General features: G+C 60.9%; 20 protein-coding genes and 2 pseudogenes. 4 read left to right on the top strand and 18 right to left on the bottom strand.

From position 1 onward, the window contains the following. Positions 1 to 21: 21 nt before the first annotated feature. From ASD95_RS24765 to paaF, 13 genes are all read right to left on the bottom strand, one after another. The gene (locus tag ASD95_RS24765; protein WP_056722557.1) at positions 22 to 1,668 is read right to left on the bottom strand and encodes a cation acetate symporter; all 1,647 of its coding nucleotides are present in this window, start codon (positions 1,666 to 1,668) and stop codon (positions 22 to 24) included. Next, the gene (locus ASD95_RS24760) at positions 1,665 to 1,973 is read right to left on the bottom strand and encodes a DUF485 domain-containing protein (RefSeq protein WP_046042846.1); all 309 of its coding nucleotides are present in this window, start codon (positions 1,971 to 1,973) and stop codon (positions 1,665 to 1,667) included. The genes ASD95_RS24765 and ASD95_RS24760 overlap by 4 nt, the downstream gene beginning before the upstream one ends. A gap of 126 nt (positions 1,974 to 2,099) precedes the next feature. Then, complete coding sequence (paaE, locus tag ASD95_RS24755) at positions 2,100 to 3,176, bottom strand: 1,2-phenylacetyl-CoA epoxidase subunit PaaE (RefSeq protein ID WP_056722555.1); 1,077 nt, start codon at positions 3,174 to 3,176, stop codon at positions 2,100 to 2,102. 34 nt (positions 3,177 to 3,210) lie between these two features. Beyond that, complete coding sequence (gene paaD / locus ASD95_RS24750; protein WP_056722553.1) at positions 3,211 to 3,744, bottom strand: 1,2-phenylacetyl-CoA epoxidase subunit PaaD; 534 nt, start codon at positions 3,742 to 3,744, stop codon at positions 3,211 to 3,213. Then, positions 3,731 to 4,492, bottom strand: a complete 762-nt coding sequence (gene paaC / locus ASD95_RS24745) for a 1,2-phenylacetyl-CoA epoxidase subunit PaaC (protein WP_056722551.1) — start codon at positions 4,490 to 4,492, stop codon at positions 3,731 to 3,733. The genes paaD and paaC overlap by 14 nt, the downstream gene beginning before the upstream one ends. Positions 4,493 to 4,500: 8 nt before the next feature. Next, the gene (gene paaB / locus ASD95_RS24740) at positions 4,501 to 4,782 is read right to left on the bottom strand and encodes a 1,2-phenylacetyl-CoA epoxidase subunit PaaB (RefSeq protein WP_007943393.1); all 282 of its coding nucleotides are present in this window, start codon (positions 4,780 to 4,782) and stop codon (positions 4,501 to 4,503) included. Positions 4,783 to 4,914: 132 nt separating this feature from the next. Beyond that, complete coding sequence (gene paaA / locus ASD95_RS24735; RefSeq protein ID WP_056722549.1) at positions 4,915 to 5,904, bottom strand: 1,2-phenylacetyl-CoA epoxidase subunit PaaA; 990 nt, start codon at positions 5,902 to 5,904, stop codon at positions 4,915 to 4,917. 1,148 nt (positions 5,905 to 7,052) lie between these two features. Next, positions 7,053 to 8,378 (bottom strand): phenylacetate--CoA ligase PaaK, encoded by a 1,326-nt coding sequence (gene paaK / locus ASD95_RS24730; protein ID WP_056722547.1) that lies wholly within the window; start codon positions 8,376 to 8,378, stop codon positions 7,053 to 7,055. Between the two features lie 99 nt (positions 8,379 to 8,477). Then, on the bottom strand, positions 8,478 to 9,689 hold the full coding sequence (gene pcaF, locus ASD95_RS24725; RefSeq protein ID WP_056722545.1) for a 3-oxoadipyl-CoA thiolase: 1,212 nt from the start codon (positions 9,687 to 9,689) through the stop codon (positions 8,478 to 8,480). Beyond that, entirely contained in the window at positions 9,682 to 10,131 is a 450-nt protein-coding gene (gene paaI / locus ASD95_RS24720) for a hydroxyphenylacetyl-CoA thioesterase PaaI (protein WP_046042837.1), read from the bottom strand. Before paaI ends, pcaF begins: the two co-directional genes overlap by 8 nt. Continuing rightward, positions 10,124 to 11,641 (bottom strand): 3-hydroxyacyl-CoA dehydrogenase PaaH, encoded by a 1,518-nt coding sequence (paaH, locus tag ASD95_RS24715; protein WP_056722543.1) that lies wholly within the window; start codon positions 11,639 to 11,641, stop codon positions 10,124 to 10,126. Before paaH ends, paaI begins: the two co-directional genes overlap by 8 nt. A gap of 3 nt (positions 11,642 to 11,644) precedes the next feature. Next, complete coding sequence (gene paaG, locus ASD95_RS24710) at positions 11,645 to 12,436, bottom strand: 2-(1,2-epoxy-1,2-dihydrophenyl)acetyl-CoA isomerase PaaG (protein WP_056722541.1); 792 nt, start codon at positions 12,434 to 12,436, stop codon at positions 11,645 to 11,647. Positions 12,437 to 12,487: 51 nt separating this feature from the next. Continuing rightward, positions 12,488 to 13,261: a 2,3-dehydroadipyl-CoA hydratase PaaF gene (gene paaF, locus ASD95_RS24705; protein ID WP_056722539.1), complete on the bottom strand. Its 774-nt coding sequence runs from the start codon at positions 13,259 to 13,261 to the stop codon at positions 12,488 to 12,490. A gap of 349 nt (positions 13,262 to 13,610) precedes the next feature. Between paaF and paaY the strand changes: the two genes are divergently transcribed. The 3 genes from paaY (at position 13,611) to feaR (ending at position 16,286) form a co-directional block, all read left to right on the top strand. Then, the gene (gene paaY, locus ASD95_RS24700) at positions 13,611 to 14,207 is read left to right on the top strand and encodes a phenylacetic acid degradation protein PaaY (RefSeq protein WP_056722537.1); all 597 of its coding nucleotides are present in this window, start codon (positions 13,611 to 13,613) and stop codon (positions 14,205 to 14,207) included. 139 nt (positions 14,208 to 14,346) lie between these two features. Beyond that, on the top strand, positions 14,347 to 15,270 hold the full coding sequence (paaX, locus tag ASD95_RS24695; protein WP_008003007.1) for a phenylacetic acid degradation operon negative regulatory protein PaaX: 924 nt from the start codon (positions 14,347 to 14,349) through the stop codon (positions 15,268 to 15,270). Positions 15,271 to 15,371: 101 nt separating this feature from the next. Further along, a complete protein-coding gene (gene feaR / locus ASD95_RS24690; protein ID WP_056722536.1) occupies positions 15,372 to 16,286 on the top strand; it encodes a transcriptional regulator FeaR in 915 nt (304 codons plus the stop codon). Between the two features lie 218 nt (positions 16,287 to 16,504). Here the strand turns inward: feaR and ASD95_RS30010 are convergent. The 5 genes and pseudogenes from ASD95_RS30010 to ASD95_RS30005 form a co-directional block, all read right to left on the bottom strand. Continuing rightward, positions 16,505 to 16,732, bottom strand: a pseudogene (locus ASD95_RS30010) (DUF6124 family protein); the annotation flags it as partial. Between the two features lie 620 nt (positions 16,733 to 17,352). Continuing rightward, positions 17,353 to 17,736 carry a hypothetical protein gene (locus ASD95_RS29290; RefSeq protein ID WP_156385722.1) on the bottom strand — a complete coding sequence of 128 codons (384 nt, stop codon included), beginning with the start codon at positions 17,734 to 17,736 and terminating at the stop codon, positions 17,353 to 17,355. Between the two features lie 65 nt (positions 17,737 to 17,801). Then, positions 17,802 to 18,578, bottom strand: coding sequence for a hypothetical protein (locus ASD95_RS24680; protein ID WP_201783873.1), 777 nt, complete (start codon positions 18,576 to 18,578; stop codon positions 17,802 to 17,804). Positions 18,579 to 18,580: 2 nt separating this feature from the next. Further along, positions 18,581 to 20,567: pseudogene (locus ASD95_RS24675) on the bottom strand (DUF2345 domain-containing protein); the annotation flags it as partial. 1 nt (position 20,568) lies between these two features. Continuing rightward, the coding region (locus tag ASD95_RS30005; protein ID WP_236709761.1) for a type VI secretion system Vgr family protein at positions 20,569 to 21,416 on the bottom strand (848 nt) is incomplete at its 3' end. A 595-nt stretch (positions 21,417 to 22,011) separates the two neighbouring features. Here ASD95_RS30005 and ASD95_RS24665 point away from each other — a divergent pair. Then, entirely contained in the window at positions 22,012 to 22,359 is a 348-nt protein-coding gene (locus ASD95_RS24665) for a DUF6124 family protein (RefSeq protein WP_056722534.1), read from the top strand. Positions 22,360 to 22,489: the final 130 nt, after the last annotated feature.

Here is a 22,489-nt window from a genome sequence, read left to right as displayed (position 1 = left end):
TGCCAACTGTTCGGTCGTCGTTTAGTGTTTGCTGGCGCCGGTGGCACCGATGCCGGTCATCGAGCGGATGAACTGCGCCAGATAACGGCCACGCTCAAGGGCTGCACGGGGCGAGGTGTCGGTGACGGAAAACAGCCATGCACTGAAGAACGCCAGGCTCATGGAAAACAGTGCCGGGTTGGAGTACGGGAACAGCGCCTTGTCGTGATGCATCACGTTGACCCACACCGCGGGGCTCAGCACCAGCAACACAATCGCCGAAACCAGTCCGGACAGACTGCCGAGGACCGCGCCGCGGGTGGTCAGGCCTTTCCAGTACATCGAGAGGAACAGCACCGGGAAATTCACCGACGCGGCGATGGCCAGCACCAGGCCCGAGAGGAAGGCGATGTTCTGCGATTCGAACAGCAGGCCGAGGATGATCGCCAGCACACCGATGCACAGGGTGGCGATTCGCGACACGCGCATCTCTTGCTGCTCGCTCGCCTGGCCCTTGCGCATCACGCAGGCATACAGGTCGTGGGACACGGCCGAGGCGCCGGACAGCGCCAGCCCGGCAACCACCGCCAGGATGGTGGCGAAGGCGACGGCCGAGATGAAGCCGAGGAACAGGTTGCCGCCTACTGCCTGGGCCAGGTGCACGGCGATCATGTTGCCGCCGCCGATGATCGCGCCGCTGGCGTCACGGAACGCCGGATCGGTGCCGACCATGACGATGGCGCCGAAGCCGACGATGATCAGCAGCAAGTAGAAGTAGCCGATGAAACCGGTGGCGTAGAACACGCTTTTACGCGCTTCCCTGGCATCGCTGACGGTGAAGAAGCGCATCAGGATGTGCGGCAGGCCGGCGGTGCCGAACATCATGCCCAGCCCCAGGGAAATCGCGTCGATCGGGTTGGACAGCAAACCGCCGGGGGCCATGATCGCGTTGCCCTTGGCATGCACGGCGGTGGCACCGGCAAACATCGCCTCAGTGCTGAAACCGAAGTGCTTGAGCACCATGAACGCCATGAAGCTGGTGCCGAACAACAGCATCACCGCCTTGATGATCTGCACCCAGGTGGTGGCGAGCATGCCGCCGAAGGTCACGTAGAACACCATCAACACGCCGACCAGCATCACCGCATAGAGGTAGTCGATGCCGAACAGCAACTCGATCAGCTTGCCGGCGCCGACCATTTGCGCCACAAGGTACATCAGGGCCACGGTCAGGGTGCCGAAGGCCGAGGTCAGGCGCACCGGGGTCTGTTCCAGGCGATAGGAAACCACGTCGGCAAAGGTGTACTTGCCCAGGTTACGCAGGCGTTCGGCAATCAGGAACAGGATGATCGGCCAGCCGGCCAGCACGCCCAGGGCGTAGAGCAAACCATCGTAGCCATTGAGGAACATCATCGCGGAGATGCCGAGGAACGAGGCTGCCGAGATCATGTCGCCGGCAATCGCCAGGCCGTTCTGGAAACCGGTCATGCCGCCGCCAGCGGTGTAAAAGTCGCTGGTTGAGCGGGTGCGAAGTGCCGCCCAGCGAGTGACGCCAAGGGTGAACAGTACGAACACCAGGAACATGCCGATGGCGTTCCAGTTCAGCGGACGGGACGCGCCGTCGGCGGCCATCGCAACATCAGTGACAGCCGCCAGCGGCAGCAGGAACAGCGCGAGAAGGCGGTTCATCGGGCGCACTCCTGCTTGAGTTTTTCATTCAGCGGGTCGATCACGTTGTTGGCGCGATAGACATAGAACCCGGTCAGCGCAAAGGCCAGCCCGACGATGACGACACCCACCAGCATGCCCACGGTGGTCACGCCGCCGCTCAAGGATTGGCCGAGGGTAGAAGGGGAGAAAGCCACCAGCAGCACGAAGCCGTAGTAAATCACCAGCATGGCCAGGCTCAGTGACCAGTACAGCTTCTGTTTACGGCGAACCAGCTGGATGAAATCCGGGTGCTGGCGAATGAGTTCTACTTCCTGGGGTGTCATGACGCGCGCTCCTTTGTTGTTTTTGTTTTGGGTGAAACGGTTGAAAAGATCGCAGCCTGCGGCAGCTCCTACACAGGCATCCGGGCAAGCACATCCCCTGTAGGAGCTGCCGAAGGCTGCGATCTTTCAGAGCTGATCGAAATCCAGCACCACCTTGTCGCTGATCGGGAAGGCCTGGCACGACAGCACGTAGCCGGCGGCCACTTCGTAGTCTTCCAGGGCGTGGTTGCTGTCCATTTCCACTTCGCCTTCGATGACCTTGCACTTGCAGGTCGAGCACACGCCGGCCTTGCACGAGTAGGGCAGCTCCGCACCTTGCTCGTTGCCCGCTTCGAGGATGCTCATGCTGTTGCGCGGCAGGTCGAAGGCCAGGGCGCGGCCGTCGCTGATCACGGTGATCTGGCTGACCGCCGCATCCACTTGCCGGGCGGCTTCGCGGGCGGCGCGTTTTTGCTCGCTGCCGGCGGCGGCGAACAGTTCGAAATGGATGCGCTCAGGTTGCATGCCCTTGGCCTTGAGGCTGTCGCGCACGGTCTCGGTCATTTCCTGCGGGCCACAGATGAATGCCGCGTCGAGGGCTTTGACGTCGAGCCAGCGGCTGAACAGTTGCTCGCACTTGTCGGCGTTGATCCGGCCGTTGTACAGGTCGACATCCTGCTGCTCGCGGCTGAACACGAAGATCAGGTTCAGGCGTTGCAGGTAGCGGTTTTTCAGGTCTTCGAGCTGCTCGCGGAACAGCGCGCCGGAGCTGGAGCGGTTGCCGTACAGCAGGGTGACGCGGCTGTGGGGCTCGGTTTGCAGGGTGGTCTTGATGATCGACAGGATCGGCGTGATGCCGCTGCCTGCGGCCACGGCCAGGTAGTTGCCATGGCGTGCCGGGTCGAGTTCGACGCAGAAGTGCCCGGCCGGTGGCATCACTTCCAGGGTGTGTCCGGCTTTCAGCTGTTCGTTGGCAAACGCCGAGAAGCGTCCGCCGGTGACACGTTTGACGGCAATGCGCAGTTCACCGTCGTTGACCCCGGTGCAGATCGAATAGGAGCGGCGTACTTCTTCGCCGTCCAGTTGGGTGCGCATCACCAGGTGCTGGCCCTGGGTGAAGTGGAAGCTGTCCTGCAAGTGCTGCGGAATCTCGAAGGCGATGGACACCGCGTCACGGGTCTCGGCGCGCACGTCCTTGATGGTCAGGCTGTGAAATTTGCTCATTGTTGTTCTCCAGCTGGGACGGCCGATTCGCCGCTCAGATGCACTTGAAATAGTCGAACGGTTCCCGGCAATCGACGCAGCGGTACAGCGCCTTGCAGGCAGTGGAGCCGAACTGGCTGAGGACCTCGGTGTGGGCGCTGCCGCATTGCGGGCACACAACCTGCGGGCTTTCGCCGAGCAGGCTGCGTTTGCTGGTGCTGCCCTCGGGCGGTGCGATGCCGTAGGCGCGCAGGCGTTCGCGACCGCTGGCGCTGATCCAGTCGGTGGTCCAGGCCGGGGTCAACTTGCGCTCCAATTGCGGCGCCTTGAATCCGGCGAGTTCCAGCGCTTCGCGGATGTCGCTCTCGATCACTTCGGTGGCGGGGCAACCGGAGTAGGTCGGCGTGACCACCACGTGCAGGTGGCCGGCCTGCCAGTCCAGGTCCCGGACGATGCCCAGGTCGACCACGCTGACCACGGGCACTTCCGGGTCCATGACCTCTGCCAGAATCGCCCACGCGGCAGCCAGGTCGGTCGGTTGAGCCGGCCGGGCACCGAGGTCGCTGGCGATCAGCTCACCAGGTTGCATCGGGGTACGCTCGTGGCAGGAACTGCATTTCGGCCAGCAGGATGCCCAGGTGTTCGGTGTGCAGGCCCTTGCGTGCATTCAGGTAGAAGTAGTTCGGCGCCGCAGGAACGGGCAGGGTAGCGCTGGTGAAAATCTGCTCGACCTTGGCTTGCCACTGGGCGGCCACGCTGGCGATGTCCGGGGTGATGCCGGCTTCGCACAAGTGCTGCTCGCTGGCATCAAAGGCGATCAGTTCGACGGTGAAGCGCCAGACTTCGGGGATGGCCGCGAGCATGCGCTTGTGGCTTTCCTCGGTGCCGTCACCCATACGCTCGATCCACTCGCCGGAGCGGCGCAGGTGGTAAGTCACTTCCTTCACCGCCTTGGCGGCGATCCCGGCAATGCGTTCGTCGCTGGACTGGCTCAGGCCCTGCAGCACCGGCAGATGCCAGGCGTCATACAGGAACTGTTTGAGCATGGTCACCGCGAAGTCCCCGTTGGGTTGTTCCACCAGCAGCAGGTTGCGATAAGCGCGCTCGTCACGACGGAACGCCAGGTGATCGGCATCGTGGCCGTCGTCCAGCAGTTCAGCGGCGTATTCCAGCCAGTTGCGCGCCTGGCCCACCAGGTCGAGGCCGACGTTCATCAGCGCCAGCTCTTCTTCCAGCGCCGGGGCCTTGCCGCACCATTGGCACAGGCGCTGGCCCTGGATCAGGGCGCTGTCGCCGAGGCGCAGCAGGTATTCGATCAGATCAGTCTTGTTGTCCATGGTCGACCTCACATGTGCCCGACTTCGGCCGGCAGCTCGTAGAAGCTGGCGTGGCGGTAGACCTTGTCGTCCGACGGATCGAACAGCGGGTCTTTTTCGTCTGGCGACGAGGCGGTGATCAATGCCGAAGGCACCACCCACAGGCTCACGCCTTCACTGCGACGGGTGTAGAGCTCGCGCGCGTTCTCGATGGCCATGGTGGTGTCGGCGGCATGTACGCTGCCGACGTGCTTGTGGTTGAGGCCGTGCTTGCTGCGCACGAAGACTTCGAAGAGGGTCCACTCGGACATTTCAGTTACTCCACATCGATTGCTTCTGTAGGAGCTGCCGCAGGCTGCGATCTTTTGGCGGCTTCGAAACCGCTGAAGATCAAGATCAAAAGATCGCAGCCTGCGGCAGCTCCTACAGGGGGGCGGATTGCCTTATGCGGCGTTCTTGTTTTGTTTTTTGCGGGCGTGGGCGACGGCGGCTTCACGGACCCAGGCACCGTCTTCAATCGCCTTGCGGCGGGTGGCGACGCGTTCCTGGTTGCACGGGCCGTTGCCCTTGAGCACTTCGTAGAATTCGTTCCACTGGATTTCGCCGAAGTCGTAATGACCGCGTTCGGCGTTCCATTTCAGGTCCGGGTCGGGGCAGGTGCAGCCCAGCAGCTCCAGTTGCGGGATGGTCTGGTCGATGAAGCGCTGGCGCAGTTCGTCGTTGCTCTGGCGCTTGATTTTCCAGGCCATGGACTGGGCGCTGTTCGGCGAGTGTTCGTCGCTCGGGCCAAACATCATCAGCGACGGCCACCACAGGCGGTTGATCGCGTCCTGGACCATGTCTTTTTGCGCCTGGTTGCCGTGGCGCATCATGGTCAGGAGGATTTCGTAGCCCTGGCGCTGGTGGAAGCTCTCTTCCTTGCAGATGCGGATCATCGCCCGGGAGTACGGGCCGTAGGAGGTGCGCTGCAGCACCACCTGGTTGACGATCGCCGCGCCATCCACCAGCCAGCCCACCGCGCCCATGTCGGCCCAGTTCAGCGTCGGGTAATTGAAGATGCTCGAGTACTTGGCCTTGCCGCTGTGCAGCTTGGCGACTTCTTCGTCGCGGTCGGCGCCCAGGGTTTCCATGGCGCTGTACAGGTACAGGCCGTGGCCGGCTTCGTCCTGGATCTTGGCCATCAGTTGCAGTTTGCGTTTGAGCGACGGCGCGCGGGTGACCCAGTTGCCTTCGGGCAGCATGCCGACGATTTCGGAGTGGGCGTGCTGGGAAATCTGCCGGACCAGGGTCTGGCGATAGGCATCTGGCATCCAGTTCTTGGCTTCGATCTTGATTTCTGAATCGATTTTTTCCTGGAAGGCGCGTTCCTGTTCGGACATCTCCGAGAGGTCCTTGATGCGCTTGACGCCTGTTTCTACGAGCTGTGCGTACATTTTTGAGTTCCCGCCTTGAATCTGTTCTGGGGCATGGGGGACTTTATAAGCGATACAGAATTTAATATCAAACACAAAATGACGTGTCGTATTTGTTTTTTGTATCGCTTTGGGGGGGTGGTTCTTTGGGAGGGGGTACATATCCGTTTCTTGGGTAGCGGCGGCTGGCGGTTTCGCCCTTACGGCGACTTACTTTTTTTACAAGCGCCTAAAAAAAGTAAGCAAAAAAACGCTCGCCCCGAACGTACGGCCCCTCGCTAAGGCTCGGGGTTCCTTCGCTCCGGCATTCATCCGGGGGCATCGCCTCCGGTCGGCTTCGCTCGACCTCCTCTCGATGTGTTCGGCTGCGCCGAACGGCGNTCCTTCGCTCCGGCATTCATCCGGGGGCATCGCCTCCGGTCGGCTTCGCTCGACCTCCTCTCGATGTGTTCGGCTGCGCCGAACGGCGCTGCGCGCCCATCCCCGGATGAACGCCTCCGCTCAGCCTGCCGAGGGGGCGGGTGGATCAAGATCAAGAGCTGCAGGCGAGCTAACGCTCGGCCTGATGAGTGGTGAGAAGCGGCGCGGTGTGAGCTGCTCTGCTTTTGCTCTTCTGTGGGAGCGAGCTTGGTCCGGGCGGCGTTCCGACGATGGCGGCCTGCCAGCCGACCTGGTTTTGCTGCTGCATACGGTCCAATTGTCGGAGCGGGCTTGCTCGCGAAGACGGCCTGCCAGCCGACCGAAATCTTGCTGATGTACTGAGTACCTGCGGGAGTGAGCTTGGTCCGGGCGGCGTTCCGACGATAGCGGTCTACCGGCTGACCAGGTACCTCCCAGACGAACGACCCCAGCAAACAGGCCGGCCGGTAGGCCACCTCGGACGCTGTTGCGGTGTACGCCCCCTCGTGAGGCCGAATGTCAGGGGCAAGAGCCCTTGGTTACTTGGGGCCGGGCGGCGTTCCGCTTTTCCAAGTGACTCGCTGTAAGAGCGAAACCCTAAGTGGCCGTTACCGCAGCAACGGATATGTACACCCACAAAACAATCATCGACTGACACAAAGCCATCGCGAGCAAGCTCGCTCCCACAGGGATTGCGCTCGGCTCCAGAGCCAGTAAAGCCCCGGCAAAAAAAAGCCCCGCAAAAAGCGGGGCCATAAAGGGTGCAGCAGTCATGCTTTAGGACGTTTATCCAGCACGTGGCAAGCCTTGCCCTCCGACCGCTTGATCGAATGAAACGGCTGCAAAACAATCCGCGAACTGATCCCGATGTACGTCTTGATGTGCTTGCTCAACTCCCCGCAAACAGCCTTCTGCTGTTCATCGGTCAGGTGCTGGTGCTCAGCCTTGAGCTCGACATGCACATCCACGCTGTCCAGGTTGCCATTGCGATACAGATGGATCTCATAGCACTCGGCAAGTTGTTTGACTTTCAGAACCTGTTCCTCGATCTGCGTCGGAAACACGTTGACCCCGCGGATGATCAGCATGTCATCGCTGCGCCCTGTGATCTTGTCGATGCGTCGCATCGGCCGTGCGGTGCCCGGCAGCAGGCGCGTCAGGTCGCGGGTGCGGTAGCGGATCATCGGCAGGGCTTCTTTGCTCAGGGAGGTGAACACCAGTTCGCCCATCTGCCCGTCCGGCAGCACTTCGCCGGTGACCGGGTCGATGATTTCCGGGTAGAAGTGGTCTTCCCAGATGGTCGGGCCGTCCTTGGTTTCCGCGCATTCCATGGCGACACCTGGCCCCATGATTTCCGACAGGCCGTAGATGTCCAGGGCGGTGATGCCCAGGCGTTGTTCGATGGCGCTGCGCAGTTCGGCGGTCCACGGCTCGGCGCCGAAGATGCCCAGGCGCAGGGCCAGTTTGTGCGGGTCGATGCCCTGGCGCTCGATTTCATCGGCGATGTTGAGCATGTAGGACGGCGTGACCATGATGATGTCCGGCTGGAAATCCTTGATCAGTTGCACCTGTTTTTCGGTCTGGCCACCGGACATCGGAATTACCGTGCAACCCAGGCGTTCGGCGCCGTAGTGCGCGCCGAGGCCGCCGGTGAACAGGCCGTAGCCATAGGAAATGTGCACCTTGTCGCCACGTCGGCCACCGCCAGCGCGGATCGAGCGCGCCACCACGTTGGCCCAGGTGTCGATGTCATTCTGGGTGTAGCCGACCACGGTGGGTTTGCCGGTGGTGCCGCTGGAGGCGTGCAGGCGCACGATGTCGTGCATCGGCACGGCAAACATGCCATAGGGGTAGTTGTCCCGCAGGTCGGACTTGGTGGTGAAAGGGAATTTCGCCAGGTCGTCCAGGGACTTGATGTCGTCCGGGTGCACGCCCAACGCATCGAAACGCTGACGGTACAGCGGCACGTTGTTGTAGGCGTGGTTCAGGCTCCAGCGCAGGCGCTCCAGCTGATGCTGGCGCAACTCGTCGATGCTGGCGGTTTCCAGCGGGTCCAGCACAGGATCCAGCACGGCTTTGGCTATTGGCATGTTCATGTGTTCACTCGAATTGTTTTTGTGTTCCAGCCCTTTTGCACAAGGGCTTTGAGTGCATGCCCCAAGGATACCTCTCGGCTCCTTGGGAATCGCGATTCTTTAGTGGGATAGACGCTCGATGATCAGCGCGATCCCCTGGCCTACACCGATGCACATGGTGCACAGGCCGTAGCGGCCGTTACGTTCTTCCAGTTCGTGCAGGGCAGTAGTGACCAAACGTGCGCCGCTCATGCCCAGTGGATGGCCCAGGGCGATGGCGCCGCCGTTGGGGTTGACCCGTGGATCGGTGTCGCTCAGGCCCAGCTCGCGCAGCACCGCCAGGCCTTGTGCGGCGAAGGCTTCGTTGAGTTCGATCACGTCCATGTCGGCCAGGCTCAGGTTGGCCACCTCCAGCACCTTGCGGGTGGCCGGCACCGGGCCGATGCCCATGATCCGTGGTTCAACGCCGGCAGTGGCCATGGCCACGACCCGGCCACGGGCGGTCAGGCCGTGGCGTTTGGCGACTTCCGGGCTGGCCAGCAGCAGGGCGCAGGCCCCGTCGTTGACTCCGGAGGCGTTGCCGGCGGTGATGCTGCCGCCTTCGCGGAACGGCGTGCCGAGTTTGGCCAACTGTTCAAGGGTGGTGTCGCCACGCGGGTGTTCGTCGTGCTCGACCACTTTGGCCGGGCCTTTGCGCTGTGGGATTTCCACCGCGACGATTTCCCTGGCCAGACGTCCGTTGGCCTGGGCGGCAGCAGCGCGTTGCTGGCTACGCAGGGCGAACGCATCCTGATCGGCCCGGGAGATGTTGAACTGTTCGGCGACGTTCTCTGCCGTTTCCGGCATGGAGTCGATGCCGTAGGCCTTTTTCATCAGCGGATTGACGAAACGCCAGCCGATGGTGGTATCGAAGATCTCCGCTGCACGGGAAAACGCTTGCTCGGCCTTGCCCATCACCAGCGGCGCGCGGGACATGGATTCGACGCCACCGACCAGCATCAGCCCGGTTTCGCCGCTGCGAATGGCCCGGGCGGCGGTGCCGATGGCATCGAGTCCGGAGCCGCACAGGCGATTGAGGGTGGTGCCCGGCACGCTGACCGGCAACCCGGCCAGCAACGCCGACATGCGCGCGACGTTGCGGTTGTCTTCGCCGGCCTGGTTGGCGCAGCCGTAGATCACATCATCGACCGTGTTCCAGTCCACTTGTGGGTGACGGCGCAGCAGTTCGCGCAGGGGCACCGCACCGAGGTCGTCGGCGCGCACGCTGCTCAGGACGCCGGCGTAACGGCCAATCGGGGTCCGGACTGCGTCGATGATCAAGGCGTCATTCATTGGGGGTCTCCTGCGTCAGCACCGGGCCGCGCACTTTGTAGGATTTGCCGTGGAACAGGGCGATCAACTGGCCCTGCTGGTTTTCGATGCGCACGTCATAGTTGCCGGTGCGACCGGAACGGCTCTGCTCGATGCAGTCGGCGTTCAGCGTGTCACCCAGGCGTGCCGGGGCGATGTAGTCGATGCTGCAACCGATGGCCACGGTGGCTTCGTTGTAGCTGTTGCAGGCAAAGGCGAACGCCGAATCAGCCAGCGCGAACAGGTAGCCGCCGTGGCAGGTGCCGTGGCCCTGGACCATGTCGGCGCGCACGGTCATGCCCACTCGCGAGCAACCGGGCCCGGCCGAGAGCAGGCGCATGCCCATGCCCTGGCTGGCGGCGTCGCGCTGGAACAGCGATTGCGCGCATTCACTGGCCAGGGTCATGGATTCATGGTTAGTCATGGAATGTTCTCCCTTCGGCGACGCGACGGCGCAGCAGCAGCGACGGCCGGTAGCGTTCTTCGCCATAACTGGCTTGCAGGTTTTCCAGCGTTTCAAGAATGTGCGACAGGCCAATGGCATCGGCCCAGGCCAGCGGCCCTTGCGGATAATTGACCCCGGCGCGCATAGCCAGGTCGATGTCGGCGGCCGAGGCCACGCCTTGCAGCAGGGCGTCGGCGGCCTCGTTGGCGAGCATCGCCACGGTGCGCAGGACGGCGAGGGCCGGGCTGTCGCTGAGCAGGCTGACCTTGAGGCCGGCCCGTTGCAGCAGGGCAACGCCTTGTTCGAGGGCCTGCGGATCAATGCCTGCCGCATGGCTGATGGCGATGCGTTTGGCATTGCCGTAATCGAACGCCAGGTCCAGCAGGATCAGGTTGCGCAGCCCGTCTTCGCGAGCCCGCTGGCAGGCCGTGCGCCCGTCGCTCAAGGCCAGCACGGCATCACCGACCCGCAGCAAGCCTTGGCCGTCGCGCTGGACGATCTCGACGCCTTGTTCATGCAAGCGTGGGAGCAAGCCTTTGGCGATACCGAGGTCGCCTTCCACGGCACAAACCCCGACCTTTGCAGCGCTGCTGATTTCAGTGGCGTGCGGGCGCTCCGCGCCTTGGGCGTAGCTGTAGAAACCCTGGCCGCTCTTGCGTCCCAGGCGCCCGCCGTCCACCAGTTCTTTCTGGATCAGCGACGGCAGGAAGCGCGTGTCCTGGTAATAGGCGTCGAACACCGAGCAGGTCACGGCGTAGTTGACGTCGTGGCCGATCAAATCCGTCAGTTCGAACGCGCCCATGGCAAAACCACCGGCTTCGCGCATCAGCGCATCCAGGGTCGGGCAATCGGCCGCGCCTTCCTGCAACAGACGCAGACTTTCGGCATAGAACGGCCGGGCCACGCGGTTGACGATAAAGCCCGGCGTGGAGCGGGTGTGCACCGGTTTTTTGCCCCAGGCCCTGGTGGTGTCGTACAGGCACTCGGCGAGCGCCGGATCGCTGGCCAGGCCGCAGACCACTTCCACCAGCGCCATGACCGGTGCCGGGTTGAAGAAGTGCAGGCCGAGCAGGCGTTGTGGATGTTCAAGCTGCGCGGCGATGCTGGTGATCGACAGCGACGAGGTGTTGCTGGCGAGGATGCAATGCTCGCCGCAGATGCCTTCGAGCTGGCGGAACAGCGCGCGCTTGACCTCGAGGTTCTCGACGATGGCTTCGATGATCAGGTCGCAGTCGGCCAGGACTTCGATGGCTTCCACCGCTTGCAGGCGGGCAATCGTCGCGCTGCGCGATTCGGCGGACAGCTTGCCGCTCTCGACTCGCTTGCCCAGTTGCCGATCAATGCCTTCAATCGCTTGAGCAGCAGCGCCGGGACGATTGTCCAGCAGCAATACCGGATGGCCGGCCTGGGCCGCGATCTGGGCGATACCGGCACCCATGGCCCCGGCGCCGATCACGGCGATGCGTGCGTTGGTGTTCAGTGCGCTCATGACTCAGCGCCCCTTGAAACTTGGGGCGCGTTTTTCCATGAAGGCACCGACGCCTTCACGGTAGTCCTCGCTGCGCCCGGCCAGGCGTTGCAGGTCTTTTTCCAGCTCAAGCTGTTCGTCGAAGCTGTTGCTCAGGCTGGCGTTGAGGCTGCGCTTGATCAGCGCCAGGCCGTAGGTCGGCTGGGTCGCCAGGTGGCGGGCCAGTTTCAGCGCTTCGTCGCGCAAATCGGCGTCGTCCACACACTGGTAGATCAAGCCCCATTGCTCGGCTTGTTCGGCGCTAAGGCGATTGCCCAGCAGTGTCAAAGCCTTGGCCCGAGCCATGCCGACAAGACGCGGCAGGGTCCAGGTGCCGCCGGAGTCCGGGATCAGGCCGATCTTGCAGAACGCCTGGATGAAACTGGCCGAACGTGCCGCCAGTACCAGATCGCAGGCCAGCGGAATGTTGGCGCCAGCCCCGGCCGCCACACCGTTGACCGCGCAGATCACCGGCAGCGGCAGGTCGCGCAACTGGCGGATCAACGGGTTGTAGAACTTCTCGATGGACTCGCCCAGGTCCGGCACGGCGCTGCCCGGCGCGACATTGCGGTCGCTCAGGTCTTGCCCGGCACAGAAGCCGCGCCCTTCACCGGTCAGCAGCAGTACGCGCACGTCCGGGTTCTGCCGCACTTGCTTGAGCGCTTCCTTCACTTCGCCGTGCATCTGGGTGTTGAAGCTATTGAGCTGTTCCGGCCGATTGAGGCTGAGCAGCGCGACGCCGGCGTCGATGGAAAACAGGATGTGTTCGAAGTTCATGGTCTTGGCGTTCTCTTGGCAGTCGTTCGAATTCGGATGTCAGTGGCCGCTTTATTGCCCGGTGTAAGTCGGGCTGCGTTTTTCCTGGAAGGCTGCAATGCCCTCGTCGCGGTCGCGGGTGCCGGCCAGCACGGTGAAGGCGTGGCGCTCGAAACGCAGACCGCTGGCCAGGTCGGTGTCCATGGCCTTGAGCAGTGCTTCCTTGGCCAGGCGCACCGCCAACGGTGCCTTGGCCGCAATGCTGCGGGCGATGTGCAGGGCGCGCTCGACGGTGAATTCCGGCTGGGTGACTTCGCTGACCAGGCCGGCGCGCTGGGCCTGGCGGGCGTCGATCGGCTCGCCGGTCAGCACCATTTGCATGGCCATGGATTTGCCGACGGCACGCAGCAGGCGTTGGGTGCCACCGGCGCCGGGCATGATTCCGAGGTTGATTTCCGGCTGGCCGAAGCGGGCGTCTTCACCGGCAATGATGATGTCGGCGTGCATCGCCAGTTCGCAGCCACCACCGAGGGCGAAGCCGTTGACCGCGGCGATCAGCGGTTTGCTGAAGCAGGTGATGGTTTGCCACGAAGCCTGGCGCGGGTCGTCGAGGATGCCGACCAGGTTGCGCTCGGCCATTTCCTTGATGTCGGCACCGGCGGCGAAGGCCTTGCGGCTGCCGGTAAGGACCACGGCCCGGGTGTCGGGGTCGGCTTGGGCGATGTTCAGTTCAGCGGCCAGCTCGCCCAGCAACTCGGTGGTCAGGGCGTTCAGGGCTTGCGGGCGCTGCAGGGTAATCAGGCGGACGCCAGGCTCGATCAATTCGACGGCAAGGGTCAGAGGCATGGCGGATGCTCTCACGGTGCACGCTCGGCGTGGTGCCGGCTCGTTATTGGATCGGCCGCAGGGGGCCGGTTTTGCCCAAGTATAGCTATAACGTGATACGTAAATGCAATACAAAAATAGATTTAATGTGTCTTATTGGTGGTGGTTTTGATTTTAAGGCTTTCTGCTTAAAGGTGGTGGATAGCGGGTTTTACCCAGAAAACATTGGGTTTTATGGCGATTTTAGGGGCGCACGGGTATTCGTCGGAAAGGTGCGTTTCAAGTGATACGGTTTTTAGTCTTTGTGCTGTTAAAAGTGATGTGATACAAGATGAGTCATTATTTGCATCGCTTTGTGAAGGAAGCTTCCATGACCTGCTACAGCCTTGATGGCCTGACTCCGGTGGTTGATCCGAGCGCTTATGTGCACCCGTCCGCCGTATTGATCGGTGACGTGATCATCGGCCCCCATTGCTATGTCGGTCCGCTGGCCAGTCTGCGCGGTGACTTCGGGCGGATCGTGCTGGAGGAGGGCGCCAACCTGCAGGACACCTGCGTGATGCACGGTTTTCCCGACAGCGACACCGTGGTCGAACGCAACGGCCACATCGGCCACGGCGCGGTGCTGCACGGTTGCCGGATCGGCGCCGATGCGCTGGTGGGCATGAATGCGGTGGTGATGGACAACGCCCGGATCGGCTCGCGTTCATTCGTTTCGGCGGCGGCGTTCGTCAAGGCCGGTTTCGAATGCCCGGAGCAGTCGCTGGTCATGGGCGCACCGGCCAGCATCAAGCGCAGCCTCAGCGATCAGGAAGTGGCATGGAAACAGGCCGGCACCCGGGAATATCAGCAACTGGCCCAGCGTTGCCTGACGCAGATGCAGGTCTGCGAACCGCTGAGCGAACCGGAGCCTGATCGCCCGCGGATCAGTGACAGTGGGTTGCGGCCAAAGGACAGTACCTCATGAACACCACCCCTGTAGGAGCTGCCGAAGGCTGCGATCTTTTGATCTTGATCTTTCAAAAAACAAAATCAAAAGATCGCAGCCTTCGGCAGCTCCTACGGAGTTTCGGTATATTCCTTTTCTTTTTTCCCACGGAACGCCCATGTCGTCCCTGACTCCCTTGAACCATCTGATTACCCGCTTCCAGGAGCAGACGCCGATCCGCGCCAGTTCCTTGATCATCACGTTGTACGGGGATGCCATCGAACCCCATGGCGGCACTGTGTGGCTGGGCAGCCTGATTCAGTTACTCGAGCCCATCGGCATCAACGAGCGGCTGATCCGCACCTCTATTTTTCGCCTGACCAAGGAAGGCTGGCTGACCGCCGAGAAAGTCGGTCGTCGCAGTTACTACAGCCTGACCGGCACCGGTCGCCGGCGTTTCGACAAGGCCTTCAAGCGGGTCTACAGCACCACGATGCCGGCCTGGGACGGTTCCTGGTGCCTGGTGATGCTCTCGCAGCTGACCCAGGACAAACGCAAACAGGTGCGCGAGGAGCTGGAGTGGCAGGGCTTCGGCGCGATTTCGCCGGTGGTGCTGGCCTGTCCGCGCAGCGACCGTTCCGACGTCAACGCGACCCTGCTCGACCTCGGCGTCCAGGAGGACACCATCGTCTTCGAAACCACCGCCCAGGACGTACTGGCCTCCAAGGCGCTGCGCCTGCAGGTGCGCGAGAGCTGGAACATCGAGGAACTGGCCGCGCACTACAGCGAGTTCATCCAGTTGTTCCGACCGCTATGGCAAGCCCTGCGCGAGCAGGAAAACCTGCAACCGGCCGACTGTTTCCTGGCGCGGGTGCTGTTGATTCACGAGTACCGCAAGCTGCTGCTGCGCGACCCGCAACTGCCGGATGAGTTGCTGCCCGGCGATTGGGAAGGCCGCGCCGCCCGCCAGTTGTGCCGCAACATTTACCGTTTGATCTATGCCAAGGCCGAAGAATGGCTGAACGCCGCGCTGGAAACGGCCGACGGCCCGTTGCCGGATGTGGGTGAAAGCTTCTATCGGCGTTTTGGCGGACTGAAATAGCACGTCATTGTTCAGGGAATGGTGCGGTTCAGGAGATTCGAAGCATCCGATGTCGTGTGGATTGACGTAGACAATAAAAATAAGCCTGCGTGAGGCCTGACATGATTTCTACAACAGCACAGCGCCATGATGGGTTCGACCAGTGGATCCATCAGATCAACCAGATCTGTGGCGCCTTCAACGCACAACCCCTGGGCAGCGAATTTGCCGGGCGCATCCGCGAATACCAGAGCGACGCGCTCAAGCTCAGTTTCGTCGACGCGTGCCAGGCGCGTTTGTACCGTACGCCCCAGGAGGTCGCGGCGGGCGAGGGCGGCAAGTATTTCGCGGTGTTCCAGCTCGAAGGCACAGCGGGCATGGCCCAGGGCAACGACAAGGTCTTGCTGTCCCCCGGCGACATCACGCTGATCGATGCCGCGCGGCCCAGCGACTTCACCTACGGCGAAAACTCCCGGCAGTTGTCGCTGATCCTGCCGTATCAACTGGTCGAGCAAACCCTGCGCTTCAATCAGGTCAAGTGCGGCCACCGGATCGCCGCCACATCGCCCATTGCAATGCTCTCGCACCGGCTGATCCTCGATGCCACCCGCCAGCAGCACCTGACCCGCCAGGAAAGCGAAGCGACCCTGGAAGCGATCGTCAGCCTGCTGCGCCCGGCGATCAGCCAGACCGACGACAGCAGCGATGCCCATGAGCGGATCTTCCGCAAGACGCTGACCTGCATCGACGACAACATTCGCTCCGAAGACCTGTGCCCGGAATGGCTGGCGCGGGAAGTCGGCATGTCCACCCGTGGCCTGTACCGGATGTTTGCCAAGAAAGGATTGGTGGTGGCGCGCTACATCAAGAACCGACGCCTGGATTTGTGCGCCGAATCCCTGCGCCGGTCAGGCAAGGAGGAGAAGTTGTCGGTGCTGGGGTATTCGTGGGGGTTTTCCGATTCGAGCTACTTTTCCACTGCGTTCAAATCGCGCTTCGGCATTGCGCCGGGGGAGTATCGCAAGCGGCATGGTTGATGGGCTTCGGATCACCGAATACCCCCTGTGGGAGCTTCATCCTATACTGGACAAAGTGAAGGCCCGACTTCCTTTCCGTTTTGATCGTATATGTATTGCAGATAAAAAAGTCCATCATCATGCTTCTGAACTACACAAAAAAACGCGTCGTAAAACAAGACACTTTGCCCTGTTGGATTCGTAACGTTTATATCGACTCTCGCGTAATAAACGTGCCTGATCACCTGCTGGATACCCAACAACATGCTGCGTTGAGTGCCATCCACGAACGTGGCGAAATCGGTGGCCATGATGCTGGCGGATGCCAGGGATTCGCAGGCGTGGGCCAGCAGGTCTTCAGTACTGATGTCCGAGGCAATGACGAACATTGTGCTGGGGTTGTGGGGGGCGCAGGTGTTGAGGATGGCGGGTTTTAGGTGGAGATTGGCGGCAGGGTTGTCGGATATTGATTCGGGGGGATTGGGTGTGGGTTTGGGCGTGGTGGAGCTCCTGTAGACATTGGAACCACCAAGACCTGTCGCTAAACAAGTAAGGGTGGCGACTGTACGAAGGTTAGCGAACCGGTTACAGGCAAACCCGGCAGACCCAAAGGTCTCCGACGCACAGCCGCCATAATCAGATTGCAGACATAAATACGTATGCAATCAAGACTGTAGTGCTGATGCCCCTGTAACTGTTCGGGTCGCTAAATTAGCAGCGACACGGAAACGATAAAGACCAGGGCCAAGGCGCACAAGCCGGCGGATTCTGGCGTAGTTGTAGGCAGCGACGCAGGGCGGTGTAGCCTTGCTCCTGATCCTACAGTCATGTCCGACAAGCACATAATTGTGATCAATTGTCATCCAGTACCCCGGACCCGACTCTAACGGCTCTTTTTGAAACTCGAACTTAGGCACACCCGGTAGCACGGTATTTATCTCCAGGTATGTATATCGCCACCGGCCAACCCCTTGAACACCTGCCCCTGCTGGTTGGTAGTTCGGTAGCCGACAAGCAACTTTCTCTGAATAATTTCTGTTTCGATGCTGTCTTCTTGGAAAGTCACTTAGCCGTCCGGCTGGTTTTCTCATGCAACCGACCTCCTAAAAATCTCAGCACCAATGAATACCGCAAAAAGGCATATTACGCCCGAATAAACGAGCACTACCGCCCACTTCATACGGCATTTTATTGAGACTGGTAATCGAGCCAACTCTTCAGGGTCAAGCGTGCCATTTCGTATATGCCTGCTGGGCCAAAGCACACCACCTGACACAATAGATGCCAATATACAGCGTGAAAAAAATGAACGTCCGCCACCCCCGAATGAAGTTATTACATGACTATTTTTAAAATTACCCAGCACCACATCCAAGTCGCGAAATGCGATATAACAATTAATAGCAACACCCGTTAAAGCCAGCATCAAAGGCCCAAAAAACAAAGACAATTTTAAAACAGTAAAAGTCAATTGATCACCCTCTGCCCCTTTATACTATTTTTCAGTTCGCAGCCCCAACAAATCTGACGCCAACATTAGTTAATCTGCCACTTGGTGAACTCATCTAATTCCTCATCGAAAAAATTCACCGTACTTGATGCAAGCCAGCTAAATGAAGTGCCCCCGGCAAGCAGTAGTGCAATTGTGCATACCGGTGCCCCTGGCCCACACACTGCAATAACGGCACTGCCTGCCAAAATAGTCCCCACCACACCCCCTCCAATTACAGCCCCTTGTTTGATCACTTCTTTCGATTTATTTTCCGCGTTCGCGATTTCGTATGCAGCATAGGTAATAGTAACAACAATCAACACCTTACCAGCGACCCTTAACACCTTATTTCGCGTATTGTACTGAGCATTCGGCCGCGCCGAAGACTCAATAATCTCATAGTGAATTGATGTTTTTTGACGAAGTTCCAGATCAACGAACTTTTTGCCAAATTTGTCAATTGCCTTACTATCCAACAGATCCTCTAAGGTTTTAGAAATCATTTTTTTACGTTCTGCGATGGATAATCCATGCGAAGAGGTTTTCGCTCGGACCTCAATCATAATTTTGTTTCGCATCTCGTAGCAGAACTCTGCCGCCTCCTTGACCGAGACTTTGCCGGACTTCACCTGGGTTAGAACTTCAGCTTTAACCCTGCTTACATTTCGATTGTAATTATCACGCTGCCTTGCGTCACTTATAAAATCTGCAGAAAACTTTAGGGCCGCCCCCTCAAAGCTTTCAATAGCTTTTTCTAGAGTGTCATCATCAATTTCGTGTATTTTTCCAGCAAGATAGTGGCGATAAAAAGAATCCATCATAGTTACTCCGCAAGTTCCTTTAGCAATTTTTCAGTGCCACTGATGATCGTGTTTTCTTGCTTGTTCGGGCACTCCACTTCAAATTTGACGCAAGATTTTCCAGAAAAAGAATAAAAGTTCACCTTATTATCGCTATCAAATTCACCTTGCAGAGTCGCCCCGTCATCCATGGTGGCTGTGCACTTTATGCCCTGGTAGTTCAATTCAGGCGGGGCAGAAAAACTGATCCATTTTGTTGACTGCGGAAACTCAATCTTCAGCCCGCCCGGCAACAAGGTATGAGCGCTCATGGTTCGCCCTTCCTTGTCGGTTACACCGGTAAACACCTCGCCCTGTTCAGTAGTGATCCGGTAGCGTGTAAATGCTGCCGGTTCCTGAGCCTCATCTTTCAGGACGTATTCCCCGGAGTAGCCTCCGGGTAGCGGTGTTGTTGGTGTATCCAGACTGGCAGGTCCGAGCTTTTGCACATGCTTGGCACGGTGATAGATATTGCCGGGGGCGCCCTGGTCGAGGTCGCCGTCCTTCAAGCGGACAAAGACCCCTCCGCATTCCAATATCAGCTCTTTCTCAGCGCGGATGTGCACTCGGCCATCCACGCTCTCGATCCTGATATCGCCCTTCGCCAGGGCGTTCAGAAGGCCCTCAAGAGCATGCAAATCGAGGTTGCCCTTGGTCGCCTTGAGCTGCATGTCCGCACTGTGCGCGAGCAGGCTGATTCCATCCTCGGCAGTGGCGGTGATGTTCTGGCCGGCGCTGAGATCGACGTTGTGCGCGGCAACGATGGCCACGCTTTCGCTACCCGAGGACAGGCACACCGCCTCAGGGCTGAGCAGACCTATACCGGCCGGGGCATGCAGCAACAGGCCCGGTTCGGCCAAGCCATTGAGGGCCTGGGTCAGCCGCTGTTGGCTGGCGGTGTCGCCGGGGGTGACCTTGGCCCCGCGGGCCGCCTCGGCCAGGGATCGCGCCAGCGACAATGCACTTTCCAGCTGCGTTATGGCGGCGTCCATGTCGAGTTGCACGCCCTGAGCCTTCTCCTGTTTGTCCGCGCTGATGAAAATGCCCTTGCCCGCCCGAATCGCCCCCCAGGCATCGGTGCGCAACTCAAACCCCTCGCCACGCTTCTGCCGCTCGGCATCCACCACATGCCCGAGGTTGAGCTGGCTCTTTCCGCTGTGGTCGGTGCTGAGCTTGATGTGCTCCTGACCACGGGTGTCGTCCAGCCGCAGCTTGTTGTTGGCCGGGGTGCGCAGCACGTTGCGCTTTTCGTTGTACATGGTGACGTGGTCGGGGTGCTGGCTGTCGTGCAGGGCGTGGGCGATATAGGGGCGGTCGGGGTCGCCCTGTTCGAAGGCCACCGCCACTTCGGTGCCGGCGATCAGCGGCAGGTGCAGGCCGTGGGTGTCGCCCGCGTACGCCCGGGCCAGGCGCAGCCAGGTGCTTTCGCGACCGGCGTCCCAGGTGTCGCGGTCGAACAGGAACTGCACCCGGTAGCGGCCCTCGGCGTCGGTATCGGCGTAGGGGTTGTGGGCCTGCGCGCTGGTCACCCGCGCCGGCACGGTGCCGGCGATCAAGGGTTTGGGCGGCACCTCAGGGCGGAAGCACACCGTCTTCGCGTAGGGGATGGCCTGGAAGCTGCACTCGAAACTGCGGTCGCGGGCGGCGCCGGCCTTGAGCCCGATGATCACCGCCCGCGGCGCGAAGGCCTGGGGCGCGCCGTCGGTGACTTCCAGTACCTGGCCTGGCGCCAGGCGGGCGCTGCTGCTCATGCCGCTGAGGCGAGTGCGGCGGTTGAGGTAACGCTCGTGGCGCAGGCGCGCATAGAAGTAGCCGCTTTCGCACTGCACGTCTTCGGGGAAGGCATGGCGGTCGCCGAGTGCGGTGTAGGGCTCGGCGTAGTGATAGGCCTCGCCGTAGGTGCCCTTGGCGCCGCGCGTCTGGTCGATGTCGCCGTCGAGGTACGCGCGGGCGTCACGGTGGTGGTAGGCGNTCGGCGTAGTGATAGGCCTCGCCGTAGGTGCCCTTGGCGCCGCGCGTCTGGTCGATGTCGCCGTCGAGGTACGCGCGGGCGTCACGGTGGTGGTAGGCGCGGATGTTCACGTGCTGCTCCACCACCTGGTGTTCCGACTGCAGGGCCCAGACGCTGTCCACACCGCTGCTGTTCAGCCCGGAGAGCGGCCGCAGCGGCAACTCGACGTCGAACTGGTAGGCGCGCGGGGAGTCGTGGAACTCGACGACGTCGATACTCAGGCGTTCGTCGCTGGTGAAGCGGTACCAGATGCCGACTTCGGCCAGCAGGCGGGCAATAAAGGCCAGATCGCTTTCGCCGTATTGCATCACCTGCTCGCGCCGGGGGTATTCGCGGTGCAGGTGGAAGAGGAAGTCCTGGCCCCTGAAAGCGTGGCGGCCGCGCAGGATGTGCTCGACGATTTCCGGCACCGAGCGGTGCTGGTAGATCCGGTATTGCCGGCCCCGCGCGAGCAGCGCCAGACGCGGTTGCAGGGTGACTTCGTAGCGCGCCTCGTCGACGGAACCGGACAGGCGTTTGAAGCCTCCGATCACCCCGTGCAAGGTGCGCAGCGGCTTGACCTCGGACGGCTCGAAGATCAGCGACGAGACCTTTTCCGGTAGCGCGTGCAGGCTGAAGCTGGCGGGTTGGCCGAGCATGAGTTCAGCGTCGATGTCGAGCTGGCTGGAGGTGAACTCGATGTGGTAGCTGAAGGGTTGGCTGAGGTGTTCTTCGCCGTGGAAGGCCAGGACGTCGAGGGGGGCGTCTACCTCTCGGACCCAGAGTGTGTGGCGGCTGTGGTCGAAGAAAACGGGCAATACGGGGTGCATGTTGCAGACCTCCCTAGTCTATCGATGCAGGCGGGGAGGCTTCGTTGCCGCCCGCGTTCAAGCGCTCGACAGCTTTCAGGAAGGTAAAAAAGGTTGATATAGGAAGGTTCCGACGCTCGCGTAGGATGCATCCGAGTGTTGATGCTGCGTACCTGTAGGACCGTTCGCGATTTTGTCGGCGCCAGGTGCAGCGGCTGCTTTTCGACAGGGTTGAACCGTTCGGATCGAACGCTACTGCAGAGCGCAAAGCCTGCTTGTTTAAAAGCCCTCAAGGTTACTTCGTGAAAGCCACAGCGCCTTGCGTCGTTGCCTACAGTTACCCCAGAATCCGCCGGCTTGTGCGCTTTGGGACCGCTCGGTAACTTGCTCCGCGTCACTGATTGTCAGTGATCGGGTTTAGTCGCCCGGCTAGTTTTCCTCGGTTGTACCAGTGTCATCCAGTCAGGCATCCGCCTGCACTTGATGGTGGCTGTGCGCATGGCGTCTTCGGGCGCGCCGGGTTTTGGGAAACTTTACCGGTCGACTAACTTGCGCACGGCCACCACCCTTTTGTTTAGTCGCGAGATGGTTGTGGCCCTTACTGGAGAAAATTCCCATGTTCAAGGTCACACCGAATCCGCCGGACACCGGTCCGACATCCTCATCAGTAGAATTCGACTCAAACACCCCCCACGAACCCGCCGACCGCATCCCCTCAGCCGCCGACATCCGAGCCACTCCACGCAAACTGTGCGCGATGTTTTTCGTCAACCCGGAACTCGATACCGCAACCCTGCTGGCCCATGCCTGCGAGTCACTGGCATCGGCCAATGTCATGACCATGGATCTGGCGGATCGAACGGATGGGACAAGTCGCAATACCCTGCTGGGCATCGCGCAAGTCATCCTGTTGGGGGAGTTGGCGGTGAACCGGGCGCTGGACCGGATCGATGCGGTTGGGTAGAGGATCAGCGATCGGGATGTTGCGGGACACACTGATGGAATTGCCTGAATACTGATGGACCCTTGTGGGAGCGAGCCTGCTCGCGAAAGCGGAGTGTCAGTCGACATCATTGTCATCTGATACACCGCCT

The organism is Pseudomonas sp. Root71, assembly GCF_001429045.1.
GTDB lineage: Bacteria > Pseudomonadota > Gammaproteobacteria > Pseudomonadales > Pseudomonadaceae > Aquipseudomonas > Aquipseudomonas monachiensis.
Note: the sequence above shows the minus strand (reverse complement) of the source record. Positions and strands in the feature narration are given on the sequence as shown.